The organism is Metapseudomonas resinovorans DSM 21078, assembly GCF_000423545.1.
In the GTDB taxonomy this organism is placed as follows: domain Bacteria; phylum Pseudomonadota; class Gammaproteobacteria; order Pseudomonadales; family Pseudomonadaceae; genus Metapseudomonas; species Metapseudomonas resinovorans.
Genome location: NZ_AUIE01000009.1, coordinates 74,070 through 92,166, shown reverse-complemented (window position 1 = coordinate 92,166; position 18,097 = coordinate 74,070). Strand labels below are relative to the sequence as shown.

The 18,097-nt window shown below is 62.6% G+C and carries 19 protein-coding genes; 8 read left to right on the top strand and 11 right to left on the bottom strand.

Features of this window, described 5'->3' with window-relative positions; genetic code table 11:
* Window positions 1-7: 7 nt before the first annotated feature.
* The 5 genes from G559_RS0110260 to G559_RS31160 all read right to left on the bottom strand — a co-directional run bounded on the left by G559_RS0110260 (window position 8) and on the right by G559_RS31160 (window position 4,327).
* Window positions 8-493 (bottom strand): chemotaxis protein CheW, encoded by a 486-nt coding sequence (locus G559_RS0110260; RefSeq protein WP_028628133.1) that lies wholly within the window; start codon window positions 491-493, stop codon window positions 8-10.
* A complete protein-coding gene (locus tag G559_RS0110255) occupies window positions 480-2,297 on the bottom strand; it encodes a chemotaxis protein CheA (RefSeq protein WP_028628132.1) in 1,818 nt (605 codons plus the stop codon). The genes G559_RS0110260 and G559_RS0110255 overlap by 14 nt, the downstream gene beginning before the upstream one ends.
* A 21-nt stretch (window positions 2,298-2,318) precedes the next feature.
* Window positions 2,319-2,684, bottom strand: coding sequence for a response regulator (locus G559_RS0110250; RefSeq protein ID WP_028628131.1), 366 nt, complete (start codon window positions 2,682-2,684; stop codon window positions 2,319-2,321).
* 210 nt (window positions 2,685-2,894) lie between these two features.
* Window positions 2,895-4,067 carry a methyl-accepting chemotaxis protein gene (locus G559_RS31320; protein ID WP_455429670.1) on the bottom strand — a complete coding sequence of 391 codons (1,173 nt, stop codon included), beginning with the start codon at window positions 4,065-4,067 and terminating at the stop codon, window positions 2,895-2,897.
* 107 nt (window positions 4,068-4,174) lie between these two features.
* Complete coding sequence (locus G559_RS31160; RefSeq protein ID WP_338053611.1) at window positions 4,175-4,327, bottom strand: PSPA7_2676 family Cys-rich small protein; 153 nt, start codon at window positions 4,325-4,327, stop codon at window positions 4,175-4,177.
* A 522-nt stretch (window positions 4,328-4,849) separates the two neighbouring features.
* Between G559_RS31160 and G559_RS0110240 the strand changes: the two genes are divergently transcribed.
* The 6 genes from G559_RS0110240 to G559_RS0110215 all read left to right on the top strand — a co-directional run bounded on the left by G559_RS0110240 (window position 4,850) and on the right by G559_RS0110215 (window position 10,707).
* Window positions 4,850-5,710 (top strand): CAP domain-containing protein, encoded by an 861-nt coding sequence (locus G559_RS0110240; protein ID WP_028628129.1) that lies wholly within the window; start codon window positions 4,850-4,852, stop codon window positions 5,708-5,710.
* Window positions 5,711-5,949: 239 nt separating this feature from the next.
* A complete protein-coding gene (locus G559_RS0110235) occupies window positions 5,950-6,894 on the top strand; it encodes a chromate resistance protein ChrB domain-containing protein (protein WP_028628128.1) in 945 nt (314 codons plus the stop codon).
* The gene (chrA, locus tag G559_RS0110230; protein ID WP_028628127.1) at window positions 6,887-8,251 is read left to right on the top strand and encodes a chromate efflux transporter; all 1,365 of its coding nucleotides are present in this window, start codon (window positions 6,887-6,889) and stop codon (window positions 8,249-8,251) included. Before G559_RS0110235 ends, chrA begins: the two co-directional genes overlap by 8 nt.
* A 10-nt stretch (window positions 8,252-8,261) precedes the next feature.
* The gene (locus tag G559_RS0110225) at window positions 8,262-8,582 is read left to right on the top strand and encodes a rhodanese-like domain-containing protein (RefSeq protein WP_028628126.1); all 321 of its coding nucleotides are present in this window, start codon (window positions 8,262-8,264) and stop codon (window positions 8,580-8,582) included.
* A 20-nt stretch (window positions 8,583-8,602) separates the two neighbouring features.
* The gene (locus G559_RS0110220; protein WP_028628125.1) at window positions 8,603-9,055 is read left to right on the top strand and encodes a chromate resistance protein ChrB domain-containing protein; all 453 of its coding nucleotides are present in this window, start codon (window positions 8,603-8,605) and stop codon (window positions 9,053-9,055) included.
* A 179-nt stretch (window positions 9,056-9,234) separates the two neighbouring features.
* A complete protein-coding gene (locus G559_RS0110215; protein WP_028628124.1) occupies window positions 9,235-10,707 on the top strand; it encodes a sensor histidine kinase in 1,473 nt (490 codons plus the stop codon).
* A gap of 9 nt (window positions 10,708-10,716) precedes the next feature.
* Here G559_RS0110215 and G559_RS0110210 read toward each other — a convergent pair whose 3' ends face one another.
* From G559_RS0110210 to G559_RS0110200, 3 genes are read right to left on the bottom strand one after another with little or no spacing between them, the layout of a single operon-like run.
* Window positions 10,717-11,460 carry a TraX family protein gene (locus G559_RS0110210; RefSeq protein WP_081668016.1) on the bottom strand — a complete coding sequence of 248 codons (744 nt, stop codon included), beginning with the start codon at window positions 11,458-11,460 and terminating at the stop codon, window positions 10,717-10,719.
* A gap of 3 nt (window positions 11,461-11,463) precedes the next feature.
* The gene (locus G559_RS0110205; protein ID WP_028628122.1) at window positions 11,464-12,597 is read right to left on the bottom strand and encodes a nickel/cobalt efflux protein RcnA; all 1,134 of its coding nucleotides are present in this window, start codon (window positions 12,595-12,597) and stop codon (window positions 11,464-11,466) included.
* Window positions 12,598-12,604: 7 nt separating this feature from the next.
* Complete coding sequence (locus tag G559_RS0110200; protein WP_028628121.1) at window positions 12,605-12,892, bottom strand: metal-sensing transcriptional repressor; 288 nt, start codon at window positions 12,890-12,892, stop codon at window positions 12,605-12,607.
* A 503-nt stretch (window positions 12,893-13,395) separates the two neighbouring features.
* On the opposite strand from G559_RS0110200, the gene G559_RS0110190 reads away from it, so the two are divergent.
* Together G559_RS0110190 and G559_RS0110185 are read left to right on the top strand one after the other, a co-directional pair.
* Entirely contained in the window at window positions 13,396-14,133 is a 738-nt protein-coding gene (locus tag G559_RS0110190) for a HupE/UreJ family protein (protein WP_028628119.1), read from the top strand.
* Between the two features lie 12 nt (window positions 14,134-14,145).
* Window positions 14,146-14,856 (top strand): hypothetical protein, encoded by a 711-nt coding sequence (locus tag G559_RS0110185; protein ID WP_028628118.1) that lies wholly within the window; start codon window positions 14,146-14,148, stop codon window positions 14,854-14,856.
* Window positions 14,857-14,929: 73 nt separating this feature from the next.
* Here the strand turns inward: G559_RS0110185 and znuA are convergent, their stop codons facing one another.
* From znuA to G559_RS0110170, 3 genes are all read right to left on the bottom strand, one after another.
* Window positions 14,930-15,892, bottom strand: coding sequence for a zinc ABC transporter substrate-binding protein ZnuA (gene znuA, locus G559_RS0110180; protein WP_028628117.1), 963 nt, complete (start codon window positions 15,890-15,892; stop codon window positions 14,930-14,932).
* A 173-nt stretch (window positions 15,893-16,065) separates the two neighbouring features.
* Window positions 16,066-17,427 carry a hemolysin family protein gene (locus G559_RS0110175; protein WP_028628116.1) on the bottom strand — a complete coding sequence of 454 codons (1,362 nt, stop codon included), beginning with the start codon at window positions 17,425-17,427 and terminating at the stop codon, window positions 16,066-16,068.
* A 150-nt stretch (window positions 17,428-17,577) separates the two neighbouring features.
* Window positions 17,578-18,003, bottom strand: coding sequence for a CBS domain-containing protein (locus G559_RS0110170; protein ID WP_028628115.1), 426 nt, complete (start codon window positions 18,001-18,003; stop codon window positions 17,578-17,580).
* Between the last annotated feature and the right edge of the window lie 94 nt (window positions 18,004-18,097).

Here is an 18,097-nt window from a genome sequence, read left to right as displayed (position 1 = left end):
TTGCGTGTCAGGCTGCGGCTGCTTCGACCAGGGCCATTTCGCGGCTGGTCATCAGCTTCTCGATATCCACCAGGATCAACATCCGCTCGGCCGCGGTGGCAAGGCCCAGCAGGTATTCCGTATCGAAACTGGCGCCGAACTCCGGCGGTGGCTTGATCTCCTCACCCGACAGGGCGATCACGTCGGACACCGAGTCCACCACCACGCCGACGATGCGCCGGCCGATGTTGAGGATGATCACCACGGTGAACGGGTCGTAGGTGACGTCGGCCAGGTTGAACTTGATGCGCAGGTCGACGATGGGAACGATGGCGCCGCGCAGGTTGATCACGCCCTTGATGAAGGCCGGGCTGTTGGCGATGGCGGTCACCTGGTCATAGCCGCGAATTTCCTGCACCCGGAGTATGTCGATGGCGTACTCCTCGCGACCGAGGGTGAAGGTCAGGTACTCCTGGGCCGGCTGTCCGGCCTGTTCCGCACTAGGTGAGTTCATGCAGTACCGCTCCTTGTTGTTGGGCCAGGCCCGGCAGGGCGTCGATATCCAGGATCAGGGCGACGCTGCCGTCGCCCATGATGGTGGCGCCGGCGATGCCTTCGATCCGGCGGAAGTTCTGTTCCAGGCTCTTGATCACCACCTGCTGCTGGCCAACCAGGTCATCCACCAGCAGGGCGAAGTGGCGCCCGTCGGCTTCGAGGATGACCACGATGGACTGCTCCGCCGGCAGCGGCGGGGTGGATTCGCCCAACAGGTCGTGCAGCGAGAGCAGCGGCAGGTACTCGCCACGCACGCGGATCACCGCGCCTTCCTCGCCCCCCAGGCCACGGATGTCCGCCGCCTTGGGCTGCAGCGATTCGACGATGTAGGTCAGCGGAATCACGTAGTGGGTGCGCGCCACCGCGACGATCAGGCCGTCGAGAATGGCCAGGGTCAGCGGCAGGCGAATGTTGATGCGGGTGCCCAGACCCGCGGCCGAGTCGATGTCGATACGCCCGCCCATGGACTGGATGTTGCGCTTGACCACGTCCATGCCGACGCCGCGCCCGGAGAGGTCGGTGACCACTTCGGCGGTGGAGAAGCCGGGCATGAAAATCAGTTGCCAGATTTCGGCGTCGCTCATGCCCTCATGCACCGCCAGGTTCTTTTCGCGGGCCTTGGCGAGGATGCGCTCACGGTCCAGGCCACGGCCGTCATCGCTGATCTGGACGACTATGCTGCCGCCCTGATGAAAGGCGCCGAGACGCACCGTGCCGCTGGCTGGCTTGCCGGCGGCCAGGCGCGCCTCGGGCAACTCGATACCGTGGTCGATGCTGTTGCGCACGATGTGGGTGAGCGGGTCGCTGAGGCGCTCGATCACGCCCTTGTCCAACTCGGTGTGCTCACCCTGCAGCACCAGCTCAACCTGCTTGCCGAGCCGCGCCGAGGTGTCGCGCACCAGGCGCGGGAAGCGGCTGAAGATGAAGCTGATGGGCAACATGCGGATCGACATCACCGATTCCTGCAGGTCGCGGGTGTTGTGTTCCAGTTGCGCCAGGGCCTGGTGAATACGTTCGTGGGCGCTCGGGTCCAGCGCGCCGCCGAGCTGGCCGAGCATGGCCTGGGTGATGACCAGCTCGCCCACCAGATTGATCAGGCTGTCGATCTTCTCGACGCTGACGCGGATAGAGCTGGATTCGCCTTCAGCGGCTGCCGGTTTGCTGGTGGCCGATATCGCCGCTGGCACTGGCTTGGGCGGCTCGGCGGCGACCTGGACCGGTAGGCCGGGGGCGTCATCGAAGAAACCGAAGTCGCTGGATTCGGCCTGGGCGGGCGTACCGGGCGCATCGTCGAAGAAGCCGAAGTCGTCGCCGGCTTTCGCCTCCGGCGCTTCGTCAAAGAAGCCGAAGCTCGCCTCCTCACGGGGAGCCGGTGCGGCCTCCAGCAACTCGCGCAGGCGGGCGACCGTCTCCGCCACCGGCACGCTCGGGTCCGGGCGCTGCTGGCGATGGGCGTCCAGCAGGCGCATCAGCACATCACGGGCCTGCAGGAAGAGGTCGACCATCTCCGCGTGCAGGGCCATCTGGCCGCTGCGGATGCGGTCGAGCAGGGTTTCCAGCTCGTGGGTCACGGCGGTCAGGTCATCGAAACCGAACATGCCGGCCGAGCCCTTGATGGAATGGGCGGCGCGGAAGATGCCGTTGAGCTCTTCGGCGTCAGGCTGCTGCAGGTCGAGACCGAGCAGCAGCAGCTCGAGGTTGGCCAGGTGCTCTTCGGTTTCCTCGAAGAACACCTGGAGGAACTGATTCATCCCGTCGCTCATGGGAAGCGCCTTGTGCAGGGGTCAGGGGAGGACCTTGCGGGTGACTTCCAGCAGTTTCGGCGGATCGAAGGGCTTGACCAGCCAACCAGTGGCGCCGGCGGACTTGCCTTGCTGCTTCATGGTGTCGCTGGACTCGGTGGTCAGCATCAGGATGGGGGTGGCGCGGTAGCCGGGCAGCCCTCGCAGGCTGCGGATCAGGCTCAGCCCGTCCATGTTGGGCATATTCTGGTCGGTGAACACCAGGTTGTAGGCCTTGCTCTGTGCCTTGCCGAGGCCATCCTTGCCATCGACCGCCTCGTCCACGAGGTACCCGGCGGCCTTGAGGGTGAAGCTCAGCATCTGCCGTATGGATGCCGAATCGTCGACTATCAGGATCTGCTTGCTCATCAGTGCCGCTCTCCATGCCGCTTTTTTTCTGGTTTTTCTGTAGGGGCACCTTCGTCGCCCTTGGCGAATGAATTCGTCCCTACAAGGTGATGCATCCGTTTGCTGGCTAGTGGCCACGATTAGGTGTAGATGGGCACCTATCGAGCGTCCAGCCACCGGCGTCAGCCATTCGTCGCGCGGATGAGCGGCAAATGGCTGAGGGCTATCGACTCAGAAAAGCTCTACCTCGCCCGCGTTGACACTGTTCTGGCTCACGGGGTTGGCGACCGGTTTCCTCAGTTCGGCGGTTTCCTCTTCGACCCGTTCCGCCCAGTGCTCCGGCGCTACCGCGTGCAGCCCGCCGATACCCGTCGCGAAACTGCCGAGCTTGGCGAAGTGCTTGCGCATCTGCCCGATCAACTGACTGCTCATGTCCTGGAACTGCAGGGCGGTGATGGCCTGGTCGACACCCGCGCCCACCTCCAGGGAGATTCGGTCCAGCTCCTGGATCACCTTGAGGGTGTGGCGGTTCATGCCTTCCAGGTCTTCCAGCATGTGATGCAGTTGCTGCTTGGATTCCAGGGCGATGCCCATGTCCTTGTCCGCCAGTTGGGCAATGGCCGACTCGGCATCCTGGATCTCGCGGTAGACCACATCCACATGCTCGCGAATCTGTTCGGAGAACCCGGTGGAGCGGGTGGACAGGGCCCGCACCTCGTCGGCCACCACGGCGAAACCCCGGCCGCTCTCGCCGGCGCGGGCGGCCTCGATGGCTGCATTCAACGCCAACAGGTTGGTTTGCTTGGCGATGGCATCCATATCGTGGGTGGATTTCAGGATATCGGCGATCTTCTGCGTCACCCGGTCCATGCGCTTGACCAGCTCCTGGGAGGTCTGGCTGGTTTCCAGCGTGGCCTCGACGAACAGGCCAAGGGTGTTGCGGGTGGTGGCAATGAACTCCTGGAAGTTCATGCCGTCATCGGCACCTTGCTGGTTGCCATAGCGTTCGATCAGGGAGTGGGAGTGCGCACGCTGCTGGTCGATGCGCGCGGCCAGGCCGTGGAAGCTGTCGCCGAGGCGACCGATGGCATCCTGCAGCAGGCCATCGACCTGCCCGGCATGGGCCTGCAGGGTACCGAGCTGCTCATCCAGCGCATCCTGCGTTTGTTGCCAGTCGGGCGTCGCCACCACCGGTTGCGCATTGGCCTGCGCTGCATGGACGCGTGCTTCCCGTTGCAGCCAGACCAGCAACAGGCTGGCCAGCCAGCCACCGGCAAAGGCCAGCCAGGCCGGCAGGCCGACGGCGACCATGCCGGCGCAGGCCAGCCAGATCAGGGAATGCAGGGCCAGGCCCTTGATGGGGTTGGTGGACGACGGATGCGACATGGAGCACTCCCTTGCCAGGATGGTTGAACCGAAATGCGGCTCTTTGAAAGCCATCGGCAACGCTGGTTAAAGCTAGAGGCTCGCAGCGTACTGTCAAATGGCTACCCGTCGGCTGCCTGCGCCATTCATCCGGCTGTTTCTGCCTCCTCCTCCGACAGGCTCAAGTAGCGATGGGCACCGCAGCGCAGGCAGCGCTGGCAGATCATGGGCACAGTGCCCACTTCGGTACGAAAACCCTCGGTCCAATGACAACCGAGCACAAAGCAACGAATTCGCATGGCTCCTCCCCAGGGGCGTACCCCTTGGTTCGATCGGGCAGTATTGGATGGAACTGCACGTGCCTTGTTCTTGTTGGAGGCATGGGTCGCCGCGAGGATTGTCCGCCGGCTCTAGAGCCCACAACCTAAAGGGGCGGACGGTGGCACCGTTGGTCGGGGGAGAAGCGGCGGCCGGCGGGCTGATCCAGGGCAATCCCTGTCAGGGCCCACACCCTGTGGGGGCGAGTTCATTGGCTCTGTCTGCGTTAGCTGTTGCTAGAGATTTACCATCGGGCCAAGAGCCTTGTAGGAGCTGGCTTGCCAGCGAAACGGGGCCATTCGCTGGCAAGCCAGCTCCTACGGGCGATGTAAGTGCTTGCAACACGCAATGCAGATATAGCCAATTCATTCGCCAAGGGCGGCGAAGCTGCCCCACGGCCACCCATCAGACGTGTGGCAGATATCCCCTGCGCTCATGAACCTGCTCTTCGCGCAGCAGTCATACACCGGCCTGATCCATCAACCTTCTCCACAAGCCCATTCATGCGCCCAATCGTCCGAACCCTTCGCTTGCTCCCCCTGTTCCCCGCCGCCCTGATTTCCCTGCTCGCCAACCCGGCCCATGCCGGCGATGAGCGTCAGTTGCTGGCGGCCATCAACGACTACCGCACTCATAACCAGCGCTGCGGTTGGCGCAGCTTCCAGGCCACGTCGCCGCTGGTGTTGAAATCGAACCTGGCCTTGCCGGTGGGCTACTCGGGTGAAATGCGGCGCAAGTTGCGTGAGGCCGGGTATCAGGCCGCAGAGGTGCGCAGCATCAGCCTGTCGCGGGCGCGAGATGCGCGGGCGGCCTTCAACATGCTTCGCGACGATTACTGCGCGGAGCTGCTCGACAGCCAGGTTTCCGATATCGGCATCAGTCGCAGCGGCAACCAATGGCGCCTGGTGCTCTCGCGGCCGCTGGCCAGTGCCCAGTTGGGGGATGCCCGCTCGGCCGGGCAGGCATTGCTGGCCCAGGTCAACGCCGCGCGGGCCACGCCGCGCCAGTGCGGTAGCAAGCGCTTCGGCGCCGCCCGCGCCCTGACCTGGAACACCGCGTTGGGCAAGGCCGCCCAACAGCACAGCCGCTCCATGGCCAACCGCGACTACTTCTCCCACAACGGCCCCGACGGCGATTCGCCCTTCGACCGTGCCCGCGCGGCGGGCTTCAAGGGACGACAGGTCGGCGAAAACATCGCCGCCGGCCAGGGTTCACCCCGCGCGGCCATGGACAGCTGGCTGGCCAGCCCCGGCCATTGCGCCAACCTGATGAACCCCAGGTTCACCCAGGTCGGCGCCGCCTACGCCTCGCAGACCCGCAGCGAGAACGGTATCTACTGGACCATGATGTTCGGCGCGCCCTGAATCCGCAGGACGGGTATCGCTGCCCGTCCATCCTGTTAGCTCCATCGCTGCCTGTCCGCCAAAGGCATTCGCCGCCGACTCGACTCATCCCGCGTTGCTTGGTCTTTCGGGCAGGGCGGGCATCTACAGCCACACGAAATCGCCCTGAGTGGCCGAGGCCTCTTCGACGGGCGGGGCTTTTCCTGAGCCTGGATAAGGAATAATGTAGAGTAAGAGACAAATTATGTTAGATATCCTACATGAAAGATTGGCTCTCGCTCGTCCTCACCCTCCCCACTGCCAATGCCACTGCGCGCATGCGCGCCTGGCGGGCGCTGAAGGCCTGTGGTGCTGCGGTGCTCCGAGACGGGGTGTATCTGCTGCCAGACAGCGATGTCTGCCGCACGGCGCTGGCCGCCATCGAGCGCGACATCCTTTCGATCCAGGGCACGGCCTACCTGCTGCCCATCCATGATCCCCAGGGCGAGCGCTTCATCCCGCTGTTCGATCGTGCCGAGGACTATGCGGCGCTGCGCGCCGAGATCGAGGTCTGTCGCGGCCAACTGACAGCCGAGAATGCGCTGGCCTCTACCAGGCAGATCCGCAAGCTGCGCAAGTCCTTCACCCAGCTTGCAGCCATCGACTTTTTCCCGGGTCGAGCCGGTCAGGATGTCGACGTGGCACTGCAAGGCCTGGAAACCGCCCTGAGCCGTGCCCTGTCGGCAGATGAGCCCTGTAGCCATGACCAGCCCATCCCCGTTCTCAGGCGGCAGGACTACCAGGGCCGCCTCTGGGCCACGCGAAAGCGTCCGTGGGTCGACCGTCTGGCCAGCGCCTGGCTCATCCGTCGTTACATCGACGACGGCGCTCGAATCCTCTGGCTGGACTCACCCCATGATTGCCCGGCGGATGCCCTCGGTTTCGATTTCGATGGCGCCACCTTCAGCCACGTCGGCAACCGCGTCACCTTCGAGACCCTGCAAGCCAGCTTCGAGCTGAACGCACCGTCCCTGGGGAAAGTCGCCGCCCTGGTGCACTACCTGGACGTAGGCGGTGTTCAGCCGCTGGAGGCGGCGGGCATCGAGCGGGTTCTGGCCGGCCTGCGGGAAAGCATCTTGGATGATGATCAGCTCCTGACCGCCGCCAGCGCCATTTTCGATGGCCTGCTGACTGCCTTTGCCAATGAAGAGAAAAACGATGAGTGAAAACACCATGCGCGCCGACGAACAGTCGCCATCCGGTGCCCGTCCCGTAAGCCTGTTCCAGGCCTTCCTGTTCTGGCTCAAGCTCGGTTTCATCAGCTTCGGCGGGCCCGCCGGGCAGATTTCGATCATGCACCAGGAGCTGGTGGAACGGAGGCGCTGGATCAGCGAGCGGCGTTTTCTCCATGCCCTGAACTACTGCATGTTGCTGCCGGGACCTGAGGCCCAGCAGCTCGCGACCTACATCGGCTGGCTGATGCACCGTACCTGGGGAGGTGTCATTGCCGGCGCGCTCTTCGTATTGCCGTCGCTGTTCATCCTCATCGCGCTGTCCTGGGTCTACATCGCCTTTGGTGAGGTGCCGGTGGTAGCCGGATTGTTCTACGGCATCAAGCCGGCGGTCACCGCCATCGTGGTCCAGGCCGCCCACCGCATTGGCTCGCGCGCTTTGAAGAACAATTGGTTGTGGGGTATCGCCGCGGCGTCCTTCATCGCCATTTTCGCCCTGAATGTTCCGTTTCCCCTGATCGTGCTGGGCGCGGCACTGATCGGCTACGTGGGTGGACGCCTCTTCCCGGACAAGTTCGCGCTGGGCGGTGGTCATGCTGCGGCGAAAGCCACCTATGGGCCGGCGCTGATCGATGACGACACGCCCACGCCCGAGCATGCGCGCTTTCGCTGGCCTCGTTTGCTGGCACTGGCGGTCATCGGCGGCGTGCTCTGGCTGCTGCCCATGGGCCTGCTGACGGCGGTCTTCGGTTGGCACGGCACGCTCACCCAGATGGGCTGGTTCTTCACCAAGGCGGCGCTGCTTACCTTCGGTGGCGCCTATGCGGTGTTGCCCTATGTCTATCAAGGCGCGGTGGGCCACTACGGCTGGCTCACCCCGACGCAAATGATCGACGGCCTGGCGCTGGGGGAAACCACGCCGGGTCCGTTGATCATGGTCGTCGCCTTCGTCGGCTTCGTGGGCGCCTACGTGAATCCGATGTTCGGTGCCGACCAGGCCTTTCTGGCCGGCGCCGTGGCCGCCACCCTGGTCACCTGGTTCACGTTCCTGCCGTCATTCCTGTTCATCCTCGCGGGCGGCCCGCTGGTGGAATCCACCCATGGCGAGCTGAAATTCACTGCCCCGCTCACCGGCATCACCGCCGCGGTGGTGGGGGTGATCCTCAACCTGGCCCTCTTCTTCGGCTACCACGTGCTCTGGCCACAAGGCTTCGACGGTCGCTTCGATTGGCCGTCGGCGCTGATCGCCGTGGCAGCGGCGATTGCCCTGTTCCGATTCAAGCGAGGCGTCATCCCGGTGCTGCTGGCCTGTGCCCTGGTGGGGTTGCTGGTGCACCTGTTGCGTACCTGAGAGGTGTGAAATGAGCCGGATCACGAGTTGCGAATTGATGGAGTGGCAAGCGGCAGGACGCAATTTCACCCTGCTGGATGTGCGCCGCGAAGCGGTACGTGCGGCTGACGCGGCGGCCATTCCTGACGCGCGCTGGCTCGATCCCGAGTCGGTGTTTACCTGGAAGGATTCGGTACCACGGGACAGGCCCGTGGTGCTCTATTGCGCCCATGGCCACGAAATCAGCCAGGGTATCGCCGCCACGCTGGACGCCATGGGGCTCGATGCGCGCTACCTGATCGATGGTTTTTCCGGCTGGCGTGACGCCGGCCGGCCCACCCGGAGCCTGTAGACGCAGGCGGGAGGTGCTCCATGAAATGGGTTACCCGTGAACGTCCGAAGATCGACCGTATCGCTTGCCCCTGGCTCATCCAGCGTTTCATCGATCCGCAGCCGGAGTTTCTCTATGTGCCGGCTTCCGAGGTACTGCGTGTGGCTGCCGAGCAGGATGCGGCCCCCTACGACATACCCAATGTCGAACTCAGCCACGATGGCGAGTTATGCAGCTTCGATGCCTTCCTGAAGAAGTACGCCCTGGTTGATCCTGCCTTGCGACAGCTGGCCGCCATCGTGCGCGGCGCCGACACGTCGCGACTCGATTTCACCCCTCAATCGGCGGGCCTCTATGCCATCTCGCTGGGGCTCTCGCACAACTTCGCCGATGACCACGAGATGCTGGCTCACGGCCTGGTGATCTACAACGCGCTCTATGCCTGGTGCAAGGACTGCCAGGCCGAAGCCCATAACTGGCCGCCCCAGATGTGAGGCGGCCAGCCCGGCTCGAAGGGCGATGATTCAATGGGCATGGTAATCGGGGCCGCTCGTCCGACTGGTCTCCAATCATTCCCTGAACTCGACCACCTGGCGCAGCGCTGACGGGGCCGCAAATGGCCCTGTCTCCACTGCTGCTATACAGGATCGAAAAACACTAGGGAGGGCCGCTCATGCAACTGGCGACTGTCTGGGGGAAATACATATGGGAGCGGGATACGGATGCCATCGCGCCTACCGAGTCGTTCAACCTGCTCCGCTGGTTCTCGATCATCAGTCTGGTGATCATCAGCTCTGTCGCCGTGGGGCTCGGGCTCATCGCCACACGCTTCGTGGTCAATGAGAGCCTGGCGCGGGACGCCCTCCTGACTGCGCAGTTCATCCAGACCCTCGCCGCTGGCGAAGTCCGGCATCACCGTCTGCCAGGCATGGACATGGGCGAGCTGCTGCTTCTCCAGGACGCCGCTGAACTGTCGGAGGACGAGCGACACCGACGGGAACGCGCCCGTTCCGAGTTTCTCGAACACCTTTCCCACTTGCCGGACGCCTTGCTGGCCACCATTTACTCCCCTGACCACGTTGTCGTCTGGTCGACCAATCCCGCCCTGATCGGCCAGCGTGTCGAGGGTGACGAAGAAATGGAGAAGGCCTTCAGTTCGGCGACCGAAGTTTCAGCCGAATACACCGAGGTCGGGGAAAAGCGCGTCGAGCAGCAGTTCCTGCGGCCGCCCAAGAACTTCTTCATCGAGAACTACATCCCGCTGACCGATGGACGAGGCAAGGTTCTGTCCATGGTCGAGATCTACAAGGAGCCCGTGGACCTGATCGAGCGGGTGAACCGAGGCTACAGGATGATCTGGCTGGCGACCGCAGTCGGTGGCCTGCTGATCTACTTCGGCTTGTTCTGGATTGTGCGGCGTGCCTCGCGGCTGCTGGCCTCGCAGCAGAACCAGCTGGTAGCCAACCGGACTTATGTGGGCCTTGGGGAAATGTCGTCGGCTGTTGCCCATAGCCTGCGCAACCCCCTGGCCTCGATCCGCTCCAGCGCCGAACTGGCCCAGGAGCTGGATGGCCCGGATTTACAGAAGTGCGTGCGCGACATCATCAGCCAGGTTGATCGCATGTCCACCTGGGTTCGTGAGCTCCTTCTCTGCCTGCGCCCCCTGCACGGTGAGTCGCAAAAGGTTGAGCCGGTCGAAATCATGAAAGAAACCCTGGAGCATTTCGCAGCGCAACTGGCGAAGGCGAACATCCAGGTTGAGATGAGCAATGATTCTCCACCCAAGGTGGTCAGCCACCACATGCTGCTCTCCCAGGTGCTGAACAGCGTCGTCGCCAATGCCATTGAGGCGATGCAAAAGGGCGGCAAGCTCAAGGTCAGTATCGAAGCGGACGTTACAGGTCGGTGGCTCTACATGAACATCAGCGACACCGGCCAAGGCATGTCGCGTCAGCAGGAAGCGATGGCTTTCAAGTCCTTCTACACCACCAAGCAAGGTGGGTTGGGGATTGGCTTGATCATGGTGAAACAGATCATGGAGCGCTTTGGGGGGCGAGCCAGTCTGACCAGTCGCGAGAACGAAGGCACCCGTGTCTGCCTCTGCTTCAAGGTTGCTGAGCCGGACCCAGAACAGGTGCAACCGTAGCGACCGCCCCTACAAGGTAGCGATGCGCACCACCTGCAGAATGACCAGGTGTACTGGGTAAAAGAGGTAGCCCCAACGTCGCACCGGCCACACGTTGAATTTCGTGGATTGCCGCAGCAACCACAGGCCGAACAAGGGCGCGACGAACGCAGTGGCTAGCACCAGGATCGGATAGAGCTGGTAGCTGGCCACTCCACTCAGCAGGTGGTCACGCACGTTCATCAGCACACACAGTGCCGCCGGCAGCAGCCACAGCAGCCCGGGCTGTCTGATCGCTACCAGCAACGCAGCGGGCACCAGCGCACCGATAAAGCCGTACATCAACGGGCCATCGAGGACGAACGCTAGCGCAGCTGCGACCAGCGCCATTGTGTAGGCCTCGCGCGTCTGATGATGGACGCCCCAGGCAATCACCAGTCCCAGTAACAGCGTTGGCAGCACGTTGAGTGACGTGGTTCCGTAGAAATAGCTGCGGTAAGGCACTTCGGACAGCGCCGCGAAAAGCAGCAGCCAGACTAGATAGCGGGCATTCCCGGCGGTGAACACATCACCAACCCGGGATCGCGCCACGTTGGCGGCAATGGCCAGGCAGAAGAAAGGAAAGGCAATTCGCCCGGGCACATACAGGCCATTGGCCTCCGGCCATATGTAACGCAGGTGATCCATCACCATCGTCAGCATTGCCAGCCACTTTATGAGGCCCAGGCTGCCGTTTCGGATCGATGAAGGGGAGGGTACCTGCTCATCCGCCATCGTTTATCCGTGCGGGGCATTCAGCCCGATCCAGCCGTGGATGCCCATGTAGATACCCACGCCGATGATCAGCAGGCTGGACAGATAGGGCGCTCGTCGCGCCACCGCTCCCAGCCAGGGCCAGCGATTGGAGGCCCGCCGAGCGCCGATGGCCGCTGCCGCTCCCACGCTGACCAGGGTAAGGGCAAGGCCAATGCTGAAACACAACACCAGCGCGGCGCCAAGGGCGACTTCTTTCACTTGCAGGCAGAGCAGCAGCACGGTGATCGCTGCCGGACAGGGGATCAGCCCTCCCGTCAGGCCGAACAGAATGATTTGCCCGGTCGTCACATTGCGGTTGGCGAAGCGCTTGCGGATGTCGTTGGCGTGGGCCCGTTCGTGGGCATCCTGATAGCCCTCCAGCGACAGCTCCAGCCCCTCCAGTTCGGCATGCGCGTGATCGTGGCCATGCTCGCGGAAGTCCAGGTCGTAATCGTGGGAATGGTTGCCATGGCCCAGGCTGAGCCGCGCGCTGAACTCATGGGGCTCCGGAACCTCATCCACGGACTCCAGGTAGCCGCCCCGATCGGCGAACGCAAAGCGACGCATGCGACCGTCCGGGCGGGTGGTCTGCAAGGTCACTTCTCCGGCCGCCCAGGCGTGGCCACTGAGCACGTTAATTCGCCAGCGCGGCGGCGCCCCGTCCTCGAAAATCGCGAGTTCAACACGCCCATGGCCCGTGTCGATACGCCGGGTTTCGTCATGATGGTGGTCGTGGTGATGGTCATCGTCCTGCTCGAAACGCCACATCTGCTCGCCACGCCAGGTGCGCCAGAGCATCCAGAGCGCGATGACCACGATGATCAGCGCAGATGCGAGCTGGAAGTACGGTTCGGTGGTTTCGGCGTCCAGGTTCTGGCCCAGGTACATACCACCCACAGCGACCAGCCAAACCACAGCAGTGTGTGAAACGGTCGCGGCGAGCCCAAGCAGGACAGCCTGCTTCACGGTGCCGCGAATGGCGACGATGAAGGCCGCCATCATGGTCTTCGAATGGCCCGGCTCCAGTCCGTGCAAGGCTCCCAGGAGAATGGCGCTGGGGAAGTAGAGCCAGGCGTGAGCCGTGCCCTGTTGCAGCAGTTCGGCGAAATTGGACATGGCGGGCCTAGAGGTATTTGGTGATCTGCTTGAACTCTTCAAGCGGGGCGCGCTCACCGTTGGTCAGCGCACCCACGGTGTGCTCCAGGCAGTGATCGATGTGGTCCTGGATCAGCGTACGCTTGGCCTGGCAGACGGCCTTCTCTACGGCATGCAGCTGCTGCGCGATATCCACGCAGGCTCGCCCATCTTCGATCATGGTGACGATGCTGCGCAGGTGACCATCTGCCCGCTTCAACCTTTTGATGATTTCGCTATGACTTTGGTGCTGGTGGCTGTGTTCGTGCTTGCCCATCGCAAGAGCCCCGTGCAACGATATGGATCGTTGCATCCTATCCCCCTGGGGGGGATGCTATCAAGCGCGCAGGCGGTCATCTTTCGGGGCTTGAAGATCGGAAATGCTAGGCAACGCTGTCAGAACGCACGTGGTATTAGCGCTGCTCCTGGCCATGTTCATGGCCTGGGTGGGGCACGCTTCTGCGTTGCTGTCCAGCTCAAAACCGCCCGTCTCAGAGGCGATGCAGCCCCATTCGCACGACGATCTGGAACCGCAGGGCTGCCGGACGTGCAGTGATCACTTTCACGCTCCCTACACCGCTGATCACTTGCACGAGACCCCACACCTCAACGCGCGGCTGGATCTTCCGGCTCAGCCTGATCGCAGTTTTCCCGCTGCATTGCCGCAGTTGCCCATGCCCAACGCACCGATATTCCTGATCGAAAGGCCCCCGCGCTCCCGGCTTGTGCTCTGAACGCTGCCGCTACGCAGCCCCGACCATCACAACCAGGACTATCTCAATGCATTCGCAATTCCAGAGCGGAGTGGGTGCCGTCGTCGCGCGCCTGCGTCGGCCGCTGCTCCTGCCCTTGCTGGCAATCGCCCTCCTGTTCGCGGTCATGCCCGACGCGCTGGCCCATGGCGTACCAGAAGGCGACAAGGGCTTCATCCAGGAAAGTACCGGTGTGCTTCTGCTGCCCTTCATCTACATGGGCGCCAAGCACATGATCACCGGCTACGATCACCTGCTGTTCCTCTTCGGCGTGATCTTCTTCCTCTACCGCATGAAGGACGTAGGGCTCTACGTCACTCTGTTCGCGGTCGGGCACTCGGTCACCCTGCTGTTCGGCGTGCTGAGCAGCATCAGCATCAGCGCCTACGTCATCGATGCAATCATCGGCTTCTCGGTGGTCTACAAGGCCCTGGACAACCTCGGCGCCTTCCAGCGTTGGTTCGGCTACCAACCCGATACCCGCGCAGCAACGCTGATCTTCGGCCTGCTCCACGGTTTCGGCCTGGCTACCAAGATCCAGGAATTCGAGATTTCCCCAGACGGCCTGATCGCCAACCTGATCGCCTTCAACGTCGGCGTCGAGATCGGCCAACTCCTGGCCCTCGGCACCATTCTTATTCTGATGGGTTACTGGCGACGCACCGCCAGCTTCTGGCGCCATGCCTATACCGCCAACGTCGCCATGATGAGCGCAGGCTTCCTGCTCATGGGCTACCAGTTCACCGGTCTCATCGTCTCTCAGTAAGGAATTCTCACCATGTTCAATACCAAGCTCCCAACCCTCAACGAACTCCCGTCTTCGGCTCAGCTGCTGCGTTCCACCGTGATTGCGCTGATCACCGCCGGTGTGCTGCTGGTTACCGTGGTCATGCCTTCGGAATACGCCATCGACCCCACCGGCGTCGGCCGAGCGCTTGGCCTGACCCAGATGGGCGAGATCAAGCTGCAACTGGCCGAGGAGGCCGTCGCTGACGAAGCCGCTGCCCCGAACTCTCAAGCCCCTGCAGCTGCTCCGGTCGTGGCTGCTGCCGCCCCGGCGCCCGCGCCTGCTGCGGCCCCAGTCCAGTCCGCCCCGGCTCCCGCCCCGGTTGTTGAAGCTGCTCCCGCCCAAGCACCGGCCGCGCCTCAGCCGCAAGTGGCTGGCCAACAGCATGAGATGAGCATCACCCTGAAGCCGAACCAGGGGGCCGAGATCAAGCTGGAGATGAAGGAGGGCGCCAAAGTGAACTACCTGTGGACCGCCAACGGCAGCGTGGTGAACTACGACACCCATGGCGACCCCTACAACGCCCCGCGCGACTTCTACCACGGCTATGGCAAGGGCCGCGCCACTCCGGAAGACTCCGGCGTGCTGGAAGCCGCCTTCGATGGCAAGCACGGCTGGTTCTGGCGCAACCGCACCAACAAGCCGGTGACCGTCACCCTGCGTACCCAGGGCGATTACATCAGCATCAAGCGCGTGATCTGAAAACAGGACCGGCCCCGCAAGGGGCCGGTCTCTTTACTTGTTGTCACGTCCGAGTTGAGCTGTTCAAACAGCGTTACAACTGCTCGAGGCAGTTGGCTAGATCGTTACCCAACGACATCAGCAGACGCTCATATCCATCCGCCTCGACCTTGAGGTCAAATCCGAGCGCATCCAGCAGCGCCATCCGAACAGGTAACCCCTCGCTCAAGGTCTGTGCCAAGCGTGGCTGCATCGGCGGCTCACTGAACACACAACTCGGTCCGGCGGACTCCAGACGCTCACGCATGTTGGCCACTTTCCTGGCCCCCGGCTGCACGTCAGCACTGACCGCAAAGACCCCTGCATGCTTCAAACCGTAGGCCTCTTCGAAGTAGTCGAAGGCCTCATGGAAGACAAAGAAGGGCTTGCCGGACAACGGCTTGAGGCGCGCCTTGAGCTTTGCGTCCACGGCAGAAAGACGCTGGTCGAACGCCTTGAGATTTGCCTGATACCGGGCGGCGTTCTCCGGGTCGGCAGCCGCCAGATCGCTCGCCATACGCGCAGCGATCAAACGTGCATTACCTGGGTCCAGCCAAAGATGGGCGTCCAGCGCGCCAGGGCGATGCAGATCGTCATGCTCGCCCTCTGCTTCGCCATCAGTGGATTCGTCATCTTCATGCTCTTCGGCATGTCCATCCTCATGCCGGTGCTCCTCGCCGAAGTGACGCAGGTGCAGACCGTCGATGTTCTGCACAGCCAAACTGGGGTCGCTCCGCCCCTCAAGCACCCGCGGCAGGAAGCTCTCCAGATCTGGCCCGATCCAGTACAGCAGATCTGCTTCCCGCACCCGGCGAATATCGGACGGCCGCAAGGTGAAATGGTGTGGCGAAGCGCCAGGCGGTAGCAGTACCTCAGGCGTGCCGACGCCATCCTGGACGGCGGCGGCAATCAACTGGAGTGGCTTGATACTGGTCAGGACACGAACCTCCGCCCCGGCAGACGGGGCAAAGGTGAATGCCATCGAGGCGGCGACCAAAAGGGAGGGAAGATGACGCATGGTGAGAGTCTCAGTATGAAGTTGTTACAACATAACATACTCAGTGACGAGATCAGATTGCCTGGCGTGCGCACGGTAGGGTCGCCCAGAAGAAAGACGGTACCTCGCGCGCTCGCAGGACGCTATGCAGTCGGGGGACTCTCGCCCCCCCCCCACTGCATTCACAAGGTCGCCTAGGAGTTCGAATCCCTGCTATCGCGCTCGCCAGGCTCACTGCCGGAAGCGTTAGGACCCTCAGCCGATTCCCCTGAATCTTCCTCAACGGGCGTCGCAAGGATCTTGTCGATGCGTTTTCCATCCATGTCCACAACCTCGAACATCCATCCGCCCCATTGAACGCGCTCCCCTGTCGACGGAACCCGACCGAGCAGCAGCATGAACATCCCACTGACCGTGTGGTAACGATTACGCGATTCCTCGGGGACGGTCTTCAAGGTCAGTCGATCCTTCAACTCCGGGATTGGAATGGCGCCATCGAGCAACCAGGAACCGTCGTGCCGCTGGACGGCCCAGGCATCCTCGGCGTTGTTCGGCGTGAACTCACCGGTTACCGCCTCAAGCAAATCCTGCAAGGTGACAATGCCTTCCAACTCACCGTACTCGTCGATGACGAAGGCCATCTGCATGCTGTTGCCGCGGAACTGCTCCAACAACTCCAGGCCGGTAAGGGTTTCCGGAACGAAGACGCAGGACTGGAGTTGCTCGGTGAAGTCCGGTGCCTGCCCATGGGCCAATTGCGCCATGGCCTGTTTCGCATGAATGACGCCGAGCAGGTTGTCCGGGCTGCCGTCGCAGACCGGAAAACGCGAGTGCTCCGACTCGATCATCAGCCGAAGGTTTTCCTCGGGCGATTTACGGATATCGACAAACACCAGGTCCGAGCGGGGAATCATCAGGGACCCCAGTTGACGGTCGTCCAGGCGAAACACATTGCGGACCATTTCATGCTGATGTTGCTCAATCACGCCGGACTCCGAGCCTTCCTCCAGCATGGCGTGGATTTCTTCTTCGGTGACCCCCGAGTTGTTGACCTGCCGCACGCCCATGATGCGCAGGATGGTATGGGTCGACCAGGACAGCAGGAGCACGAAGGGCCTGGTAAGGAAGGACAACGTCACCATGGGGCGGGCCACCATGCGCGCGATGGCCTCTGGGTTGAGCTGGCCGATGCGCTTGGGCACCAATTCGCCGATCACAATGGAGAAATACGTGATGACGATAACCACGCCAGCGGTAGCGCCAATGGCCGCAGTCGTTTCAGGGACTCCCACTGACTGCAGCCATTTCGATAACGGCTCCGCCAGCACCGCCTCACCCACGATACCGTTGAGGATACCGATGGAGGTGATGCCAATCTGGATGGTGGACAGGAACTGAGTAGGATCCTCGCCCAGCTTCAGGGCCACCGCTGCCGACGAGTCTCCATCTGCTGCCAACTTCATCAGCCTGGCCCGCCTGGCCGCAACCAGTGCGATTTCCGACATGGCGAACGCGCCATTCAGGACAATCAGCAAGGCCAACGCAAAGATTTCCACCACCTGTCTCCTTCGCACCTTTATCGGGGTGCTGTCGAAATAAACCCAAGCGATCTGCTCAGATCATGGCCGGATGATCCGGCGCTGTTATTTAAGGGGCCTGGCGAACCAGGGTAAGGCCGAGACTGAAAAGGTGAGTCTAGGAACACTCTAAGGCTTGTCAGCTGGCCGATTCGCAGGCTCGGATATCTGGGACTTCGCCAGAGCATTTTCAACATCGCTCGGGGTGACTATGCCGATCAGCCGACCCTCGCTGAGGACAAAACCCAGATGAGCGTCGCTGGCGGCAAGGCCGCTAGCCGCTTCAGCAAGGCTGACATCCGCGGCAAAAGAAGGCCCGAACACAATCAGACGTTCAAGGTTGGGACGATTTCCGGTCAACAGCTCAATGGCCAGTTGTTTTTTCAAGATGTAACCACGGGGAGAACCAGCCGATGTGCCATCGAGCACCACCAGGCAGGAATGCTGGGACTGCATGATGATTTGCCGCATGGACTCGTAGCTGATTGAGATATCAATCGTCTCAAGGCAGGAGACATCCGTCATGACGGAGCACAGCGCAATGGGGCTGCTCAAGGCTTTGGCTCAAGGCAAAAATAGGCCGTAGGTTGAAAAGGCCAGCGGCTGGGGTGAACGCTGTGCTACCAGCGCCACCTCGCGTGCAGCGGAT